Annotated in this window: 6 protein-coding genes and 1 tRNA gene; 4 read left to right on the top strand and 3 right to left on the bottom strand. The window is 60.5% G+C overall.

Going from position 1 to position 8988, the window contains the following annotated elements; all coding sequences use genetic code 11:
- Nucleotides 1-997: amidase family protein (locus tag ACYVDE_RS08995; RefSeq protein WP_460501155.1), on the top strand; the 997-nt coding region annotated here is incomplete at its 5' end.
- Nucleotides 998-1162: 165 nt separating this feature from the next.
- Here ACYVDE_RS08995 and ACYVDE_RS09000 read toward each other — a convergent pair.
- Nucleotides 1163-2584, bottom strand: a complete 1422-nt coding sequence (locus ACYVDE_RS09000) for an FAD-binding oxidoreductase (RefSeq protein WP_460501156.1) — start codon at nt 2582-2584, stop codon at nt 1163-1165.
- 74 nt (nt 2585-2658) lie between these two features.
- On the opposite strand from ACYVDE_RS09000, the gene ACYVDE_RS09005 reads away from it, so the two are divergent.
- The 3 genes from ACYVDE_RS09005 (at nt 2659) to ACYVDE_RS09015 (ending at nt 7238) form a co-directional block, all read left to right on the top strand.
- A complete protein-coding gene (locus tag ACYVDE_RS09005; protein ID WP_460501157.1) occupies nt 2659-3261 on the top strand; it encodes a C40 family peptidase in 603 nt (200 codons plus the stop codon).
- Nucleotides 3262-3410: 149 nt separating this feature from the next.
- Nucleotides 3411-6977, top strand: a complete 3567-nt coding sequence (locus ACYVDE_RS09010) for a TonB-dependent receptor (protein ID WP_460501158.1) — start codon at nt 3411-3413, stop codon at nt 6975-6977.
- A 187-nt stretch (nt 6978-7164) separates the two neighbouring features.
- Nucleotides 7165-7238: transfer RNA gene (locus ACYVDE_RS09015), tRNA-Ala, on the top strand.
- Nucleotides 7239-7359: 121 nt separating this feature from the next.
- Here the strand turns inward: ACYVDE_RS09015 and cysK are convergent.
- Both cysK and ACYVDE_RS09025 read right to left on the bottom strand, forming a co-directional pair.
- Nucleotides 7360-8283, bottom strand: coding sequence for a PLP-dependent cysteine synthase family protein (gene cysK / locus ACYVDE_RS09020; protein WP_460501159.1), 924 nt, complete (start codon nt 8281-8283; stop codon nt 7360-7362).
- A gap of 161 nt (nt 8284-8444) precedes the next feature.
- Nucleotides 8445-8988, bottom strand: a 544-nt coding sequence (locus ACYVDE_RS09025; RefSeq protein ID WP_460501160.1) for a serine O-acetyltransferase, incomplete at its 5' end; no start/stop codon positions are given.

The following is an 8988-nucleotide window of genomic DNA, read 5'->3' on the forward strand; positions in this document are numbered from 1 at the left end:
GGGCGCGGCGGTGGCGGCCAATTTGTGCGCCGTAGCCGTGGGCACCGAAACCGACGGCTCGGTGGTATCGCCCTCGTCGGTGAGTGGCCTTGTCGGCCTCAAGCCCACGGTGGGCCTGCTGAGCCGCAGCGGCATTATTCCCATTTCGAGCACGCAGGACACGGCCGGCCCCATGGCCCGCACTGTGCGCGACGCCGCCCTGCTGCTGGCCGCCCTGCAAGGCCCCGACTCCGCCGACCCGGCCCGCCTGCCCATTCCGGCCGCCACGCCCACCGATTACACGACATTTTTGAAAGCCGACGCGCTGAAAGGCCAGCGCCTGGGCGTGGAAAAAGCCCATCTGAACGGCCCGCCCGCTGTGTCCGCGCTGCTGAAGGAAGCCGTGGCCGCGCTCAAAGCCCAAGGCGCAACCGTCGTCGAAATCGAGCTGAACAAGCTGGTGAACCCGCTCGGCGAGGCCGAATTCGACGTGCTGCTCTACGAGTTCAAGGACGGCGTGAACAAGTACCTGGCCGGCGCGGGCTCTTCGGTGAAAAACCTGGCCGACGTTATTGCTTACAATAAGGAGCACGCGGCCGAGGCCATGCCCTTCTTCCAGCAGGAAACCCTCATTCGGGCCGAAGCCACCGACGGCCTGAGCAGCCCCAAATACAAAGCCGCCGCGCAGAAAACCGTGGCCGGCGCCCGCCAAGCTATCGACGGCCTGCTGAAACAGCACCAGCTTTCGGCCATCGTGGGCGTCACCACCGGCCCGGCCTGGTGCATCGACTGGGTAAACGGCGACTACTCGACGGGCGTGGACTTCTCCTCCCCCGCCGCCATGGCCGGTTACCCGCACCTTACCGTGCCTACGGGGCAGGTGCTGGGACTGCCGGTGGGTCTGTCGTTTGTGGGCTCGGCGTATCAGGAAGGCAAGCTGCTGGGACTGGGCTTTGCTTACGAGCAGGCCACGCACAAACGGGCAGCACCGAAGTTTTTACCGACGGTGACGGTGTAAACCTGACTCTCTCCAAAAAAGAGGCGGCACTGGTTCGGCAGTAACGACTTGGATTTAACCAAACAGAAGAGCCTTTCGCAGATGCAAAAGGCTCTTCTGTTTTTTGCTAAAGCAAGCCCGGTGCCCTATCTCTTTTGGAGAGGGGTTCAGGGAGTGAGGTCTTTGTTAAAAAATCTTGCCCGGATTCAGAATGCCGTGCGGGTCAAACACGTTTTTGATGCCGCGCATCAGGTTCAGGTTGGCCTCTTTAAGAGCGATGCCGATGTAGCCTTTCTGCACCAGTCCGATGCCGTGCTCGCCTGAGATGGTGCCGCCGAGTTGCACGCAGAGCTCGAAGATTTCACTGATAGGCTGGCGCAGGCCCACGTTCCACATCTCATCGTCGAGGTCGCCGCGGATGATGTTGACGTGCAGGTTGCCGTCGCCGGCATGGCCGTAGCACACGCTTTTGAAGCCGTAGCGGGCCCCAATTTCCTTCACGCCTTTTAATAAGGTAGGCAGTTCGGCGCGGGGCACCACGGTATCTTCTTCCTTATAGACCGAGTTGTAGCGCACCGAATTGCCGATGTTGCGGCGAATTTTCCAGAGGTCGTCCTTCTGGCCGGCGGTGTCGGCCAGCAGAATTTCGTCGACGTCGTACTGCTCCAGCACGCCGTACACCTGTTCGGCTTCCTTATATAGCTGGTCGAGGTCCTGGCCATCGAGTTCGATGAGCAGGTGGGCCCGGATATCGTCGGGCAGCGTGAGCGGAATGTTGAGGTAGTCGGACGACCAGGCAATGGCCTCGCGCTCCATAAACTCCATGCCCGACGGGATGATGCCCGCCCGGAATACTGCCGACACGGCCTCGGCCGCCTGGGCCTCCTGCCGGAAGGGCACCAGCATCAGAATATTATGCTGCGGGAAGGGCAGCAGCCGGAACACCACTTTGGTGATGATGCCCAGCGTGCCCTCCGAGCCCACCATAAGCTGCGTGAGGTTGTAGCCGGTGGAGTTCTTGAGGGTGTTGGCGGCCGTCCAGATGATGTCGCCGGTGGGCAGCACCACCTGCAGGTTCAGCACGTAGTCTTTGGTGGTGCCGTATTTCACAGCTTTGGGGCCGCCGCTGCTGTGGGCCAGGTTGCCGCCCAGCGAGCAGCTGCCCTTACTGGCCGGGTCGGGCGGATAGAACAGGCCCACTTCCTTCACCGCGTTCTGAAACGCCTCGTTCACCACGCCGGGCTCGACGGTGGCCTGCAGGTTGCGCTCGTCGATTTCGAGAATGCGGTTCAGGCGCTCGGTGCTCAGCACCACACCGTGGTGGATGGGCAGCGCGCCTCCGCTGAGGCCGGTGCCCGCCCCGCGCGGCGTTACGGGAATGCGGTGCTCGTGGCAGAGACGCATGATGGCCCCGATTTCCTCGGCCGAGCCGGGACGCAGCACCACGTCGGGGGCAAAATGGAAGTCTTCAGTATGGTCGCGGCCGTAGTCGGCGTAGGCATCGGCGGTAGCAGTAGCTTCGGCGCGCTGGGCCGTGAGCACATGGACGGGCCCGACGATAGCCTCGAAGGCGACCACTAATTCGGGAGTGAGAGCGTTGAAATTCATGAGTGACAAAGCTAAAAGGGCCGCGCAAACTATCTTTGCGGCCAATGAGGAGGGTGACAACGAAGATACTACCGGTGCTGCTGGCTTTGCTGGCCCTAGCCAGCTGCCACCGCAAACTCAACTATCGCGACGGCCAGTATCGCTCGGCCCGTGAGATGGTCGGGCTGAAAAAAACGGGCCGCGCCGCGCCCGCCCGCCCCGGCAGCAAAGTAAAAACGGTGGCCACTACCCCCAGCGGTGGTAAAAACAAGGTGGTAGTAAAACGTCCCGCCCGCACTGGCAGCGCCACCGGCACCCTGGCTTCCGTCATCGATGCCGCCCGCTCTTACCAGGGCACCCCCTACCTATACGGCGGCACCACGCGCCTTGGTCTCGACTGCTCGGGGCTGCTACAGCTGGCATTTGGCGAGGCCGGTGTCAGCATCCCGCGCTCGTCCAACGAGCAAGCCGTGTGGGGCGACCCAGTGAAATCGACAGATTTAAGGCCCGGCGATTTAGTTTTTTTCGGGGCGGCCCCTGGTAGCCGGACAATTACGCATGTGGGCCTGGTAACGGTGGCCGACGAGGAAGGCGTGGATTTCATCCATGCCTCTACCTCCCTGGGCGTTGTCGAAAACAGCTTGGAGTCAGACTATTACCTAAGTCGATTTATCCGCGCCGTGCGCCCCCGGCTGTAGGCCGGCCGCTTCACCTGCTTTTTTGCGCAATCGGTTTCACTTTTTCCATCATGGAAATGGTAAATTTGCCGTAATATTGACCCTTTCAGCTTACTCGTACCTTTGCCCCGCTTTTAATTAAGCTCACTGTTTCCACCAACCACTTTTTTATGAACAACTCATTTTTACGCCACTTTGTGTTGCTGGCGTTGATGCTCTTCACCGCCCGTTTGGGTTGGTCGCAGGGTGCCACCACAGCCGCGATGAGCGGGGTGATTACCGACAAGACCGGCGCGGGCCTGCCCGGCGCTACGGTGATTGCCGTGCACACCCCCACCAATACGCAGTACGTGTCGCCGACCAACTCGGACGGCCGCTTCAACATTCAGAACATGCGCGTAGGTGGTCCCTACACGGTGAAAGTAACGTTTGTTGGCTACAAAGAGTTGGTACGGGATGGCCTGTACCTGACGCTGGGCCAGAACCTGCGCTTCGACCAGCAGCTGAGCGATGCCAGCACCGAGCTGACGGAAGTGACTGTGACGGCCCGCCAGAACCCGGTGATGAACGCCGACCACACCGGCGCCAGCACCACGGTACAGCGCGAAACCATTGAGCGCCTGCCCACCCTGAACCGCTCGCTGAACGACTTCACCCGCCTCACGCCTCAGGCCAACGGCCAGAGCTTCGGCGGTCGTAACTCGGGCTTCAACAACATCACCGTTGACGGCGCCATCTTCAACAACGCCTTCGGTCTGTCGTCGACGGTAGGCGGCCAGGCGGGTGCTCAGCCCATCTCGCTCGACGCTATCGACCAGATTCAGGTGAGCATCGCGCCGTTCGACGTGCGTCAGGGCTCGTTCACCGGTGCCGGCATCAACGTGGTGACGCGCTCGGGCTCGAACAAGGTTTCGGCCTCGGTGTACGACTTCTTCCGCAACCAAAAGCTGGTGGGCAGCACGGTCAACGGCATCACGTCGGACTACCCCACCTTCAACCTGAACAACATCGGCTTCCGCGTAGGTGGCCCCATCATCAAAGACAAGCTGTTCTTCTTCGTCAACGCCGAATCGGAGCGTCGTAACGACCCGCCCACGGGCAACTTCACGGCTTCGCGCGACGGCACGTCGGGCGGCACGGTTTCGAGCGCTTCGTACCGTGACCTCGACTTCCTCAGTAACTTCCTGCAACAGCAGTACGGCTACAATCCCGGCCCGTACGAGAACTACAACCTGAAGTCGAACAGCGACAAGGCCACTATTAAGCTTGACTGGAACATCAGCAGCAACCACCGCTTCAACATCAAGTACAACTACCTGAAGTCGTACGCCGACATTGCCCCGAGCACTTCGGGCGCTATTGGCGGCTCGCGCTTCCAGTCGCAGTTCGGCCTGCCGTACCTGTCGGCCTATTACCGCATCAACAACAACCTGAACTCCATCATTGCCGAACTCAACAGCACCTTCGGCGGTGGCAAGTACTCGAACAACCTGACGGCAGGCTACTCGGCTTTCCGCGACTTCCGCGAAAGCAGCGGCGGCATCTTCCCGCTGGTTGACATCGGCAACAGCGTAGGTCGTAGCACCACCCCGGCGCAGCTCGCAGGCATTACGGCTTCCAACACGCTCACCTCGTTCGGTTTCGAGCCCTTCTCGGCCTTCAACATCCTGAACTCGGACGTGTACCAGTTCGGCGACAACTTCACGGCTTACCTCGGCAAGCACAACGTGACCGTAGGTACCTACAACGAATACTACAAGTTCCGGAACGGCTTTGCGCCGAACTACTACGGCAACTACTCCTACAACTCGCTGGAGGACTTCTACGCTTCGGCCGGCTATAACTATACCCGCGCCACCGCTACCACCGACCCCACCATCACGCCGTTCAGTGGCACCCGCCCCGGCCCGCAACGCTACAACCTGCAGTATTCGGCCGTGCCCGGTGGTGCTTTCCCCTTTGCCGACATTACGGCAGCCCAGCTCGGCTTGTACGTGCAGGATGAATGGTCGCCCCTCAGCAACCTGAAAGTTACCTACGGTATTCGCGCCGACCTACCCTTCCTGACCTCGGACTTGACGCAAAACTATGCTGTAAGCGGTGGTGGCTTAAACCCGGCCACGAATCAGCCTTACCCTGGCTTGACTTTCCGCGATGGCGTGCAGTTGAACACGGGCTCGGTGCCGAAGAAATCGGTGCTGTTCTCGCCCCGCGTGGGATTCAACTGGGACGTGAACGACGACCGCAAAACCCAGCTGCGCGGCGGTACGGGCATCTTCACGGGCCGCGTACCCTTCGTGTGGCTCTCGAACCAGGCTAGCAACAACGGTGTGCAGTTTGGCTCGTTCAGCACCACTGGCTCCGTACCCGTTGGCACAACCGCTGGTGCTTCTATCTATCCCTTCAACCCCAACGTAGACGCTTACCGCCCGCAGAACGCCGCCGCCAACACGGCTTACAACCTGGCCGTAACGTCGTCTGACTTCAAATTCCCCCAAGTATGGCGCACCAACCTGGCTGTTGACCAAGAACTGCCCGGCGGTGTAATCGGTACGTTGGAAGCGTTCTACACCAAAGACCTGAACGCCATCTACCACCAGAACGTGAACCTGCCCGGCACGGAAGCCAACCCGTACAACCGCGCTACGCCGGTGGGCGCTGGTGGCGACAACCGTCCGATTTTCTACACGGTGAACAGCCCGGCAGTGGTAACCAACGGTTTGGCCGCTACCACCCGCGTGAACCAGATTTACGGTTCGATTCCGACTGCCCAAGGTGGTAACACAGCTGCTAAGCCCAATATCAGCGACGCCATCCTGATGACCAACACCAACAAGGGCTACTCTTACGCCATCACCGGCCAACTGCAGAAAACATTCAGCAGCGGCTTCTTCGCCAGCGTAGCTTACACCTACTCCGACTCCCGCTCGGTGAACGATGGTGGTTCGATTGCCCAGTCTATCTGGCGCGACCGTGCTGTGTCCGGCGACCCTAACGCTAATGCACTCAGCTATTCGAACTTCCTGCAGACGCACCGCTTCATTGCTTCGGCATCGTACCGCAAGGAATACCTGGGCCACCTGGGCACCACGCTCTCGCTTTTCTACGAAGCCGCTCCGGCTGGTCGCTACTCGTACGTGTACTCGGGCGATATGAACGGCGACGGTCAGAACGCAAACGACCTGATGTACATCCCGCGCTCGCAAAGCGAAATCAACCTGCGCGACATCACGCTGCTGCCCGCCGTTACCGGCCCGAACCCTGCTCCGGCCGTTATATACAGCGCTGCCGAACAGTGGAATGACCTGAACAACTTCATCAACCAAGACCCTTACCTGAGCAAGCACCGCGGCGACTACGCCGAGCGTAACGGTGCCGTGCGCCCCTGGCAGAACCGCCTCGACTTCCGTCTGCTGCAGGACATTTTCACCAACCTGGGCAGCGACAACCGCAACACGCTGCAGATTAGCCTCGATATCTTCAACATCGGCAACCTGATTAACAGCAAGTGGGGTGCGTTCCAGACGGCTAACAAGGTTAACCCGCTCACCTTCGCCGGCTACAACCAGCAAGGCCAGCCCGTATACACCTTCCCCTACCTGACCCAGCCCACCCGCGTGACCACCGACAACAGCGTGGCCGGCGGCACCAAGCTCACCGAAACTTTCCGTTACGACACGGGTGGTATCGGCTCGCGCTGGCAGGGCCAGATTGGTATCCGCTACATCTTCAACTAAGCATTCCGGCTTAGGGTAGCTCCGAAAAGTGGGCGGGAAGCAATTCCTGCCCACTTTTTTTATGGCTGATTGTTTGATGGTTGCGCAAATTCAGCAAAAAATATGCGCGTATTGTTTGCAGGCGCACTATTTCGCTGTACTTTTGTCGAACCAAAGCGCAACTGGCACGGCGGTAAACACCAAATCAGGGGGATTAGCTCAGCTGGCTAGAGCGCTTGCATGGCATGCAAGAGGTCATCGGTTCGACTCCGATATTCTCCACTGAAGATGATAGAAAAGCCCGTTCGGTTATCCGGACGGGCTTTTTCTTTTCAGTTGACTAACGGATATGAAAAAGCCCCGAACATTGGTCCGGGGCTTTTTCGTGCATCTTTCGAAATACCTACACGAACAGGCCTTCAACCGAAAGGTACCGTTCGCCGGTGTCGTAGCAAAAGGTGAGCACGCGGCTGCCCTGCGGCATGTCGGACAGCTTTTTAGCGATGGCGGCCAGGGAGGCCCCCGACGATACCCCTACGAACAGGCCCTCCTCGCGGGCGGCGCGGCGGGTCATCTCATAGGCTTCGGCCTGGCTGATTTGGATGGTGCCGTCGAGAATGTCGACGTGCAGGTTATCGGGGATGAAGCCGGCGCCGATGCCCTGGATGGGGTGTGGCCCCGGTGCGCCGCCGCTGATGACGGGCGAGGCTTCGGGCTCGACGGCAAAAGTTTTCATGCCGGGGAAATGCGGCTTCAGGGTTTCGGTGACGGCGGTGATGTGGCCGCCGGTGCCCACGCCGGTGATGTGGAAATCGAAGCCTTCGGGCGCGTCGCGCAGAATCTCCTGGGCCGTGGTTTCGGCGTGAATTTTCGGGTTGGCGGGGTTCGAGAACTGCATGGGCATCCAGGCACCGGGCGTGTTCTTCACGATTTCCTGGGCTTTCTCGATGGCGCCTTTCATGCCTTTCTCGCGGGGCGTGAGCTCGAGGTTGGCGCCGTAGGCGGCCATCAGGCGGCGGCGCTCGATGCTCATGCTTTCGGGCATTACCAGGGTCAGCTTGTAGCCCTTCACGGCGGCCACGAGGGCCAGCCCCACGCCGGTGTTACCGGAGGTAGGCTCCACAATCAGGCTGCCCTTGGTGAGGGTGCCGTCGCGCTCGGCCTGCTCCACCATGCTCAGGGCAATACGGTCCTTGATGGAGCCGCCAGGATTGGCCCGCTCTAGCTTCACCCACACTTCCACATCGGGGCGGGTAGCGGCAAACAAGCGGTTGAGGCGGACCAGCGGCGTGTTGCCAATGGTGTCGAGAATAGAATTGGCTTTCATGAGAATAGGGACTTAGGGTCTTGGGTACTTTATTAACAGCGTCTGTCATCCTGAGCTTGCGAAGGACCTTATCAAGACGAAACGGTTTGTCGTGACTTACTACTCGAAACGTGATGAGGTCCTTCGCAGGCTCAGGATGACAGCGGAGCGAAGAATCAGTATTAAATCGAAAAAACCAGCTCGGCCGAGGGGTCGAGGCTGCGCGAGATGTTGATGTGGGCGCGGTGATACACACGCGAGTGCGAGGGTACGCTCTCGGTGAGCCACACGTTGCCGCCGATGATGCTGTGCGCCCCGATGACCGTGCTGCCCCCGAGAATGGTGGCCCCGGCGTACACCACCACGTGGTCTTCGATGGTAGGGTGGCGCTTGGTGCCCTGCAGGCCCTTGGTAACGCTCATGGCGCCAAGCGTGACGCCCTGGTAAATCTGCACATTGGCCCCGATGACGGCACTTTCGCCGATGACGATGCCCGTGCCGTGGTCGATGCAGAAGGCCGGGCCAATCTGTGCCCCGGGGTGAATATCGATGCCGGTGCGCTGATGGGCGTATTCGCTGAGCAGGCGCGGCAGGCGCGGCAGCCCGCGCACGTAGAGCGCGTGGGCCACCCGGTAGAGGGCCGTGGCGTAGAAGCCCGGGTAGGTGCTCACGATTTCGCCCAGGCCCTGGGCGGCGGGGTCGCTGGCCAGAATGGCGCTGGCATCG

Source organism: Hymenobacter agri (genome assembly GCF_054778495.1).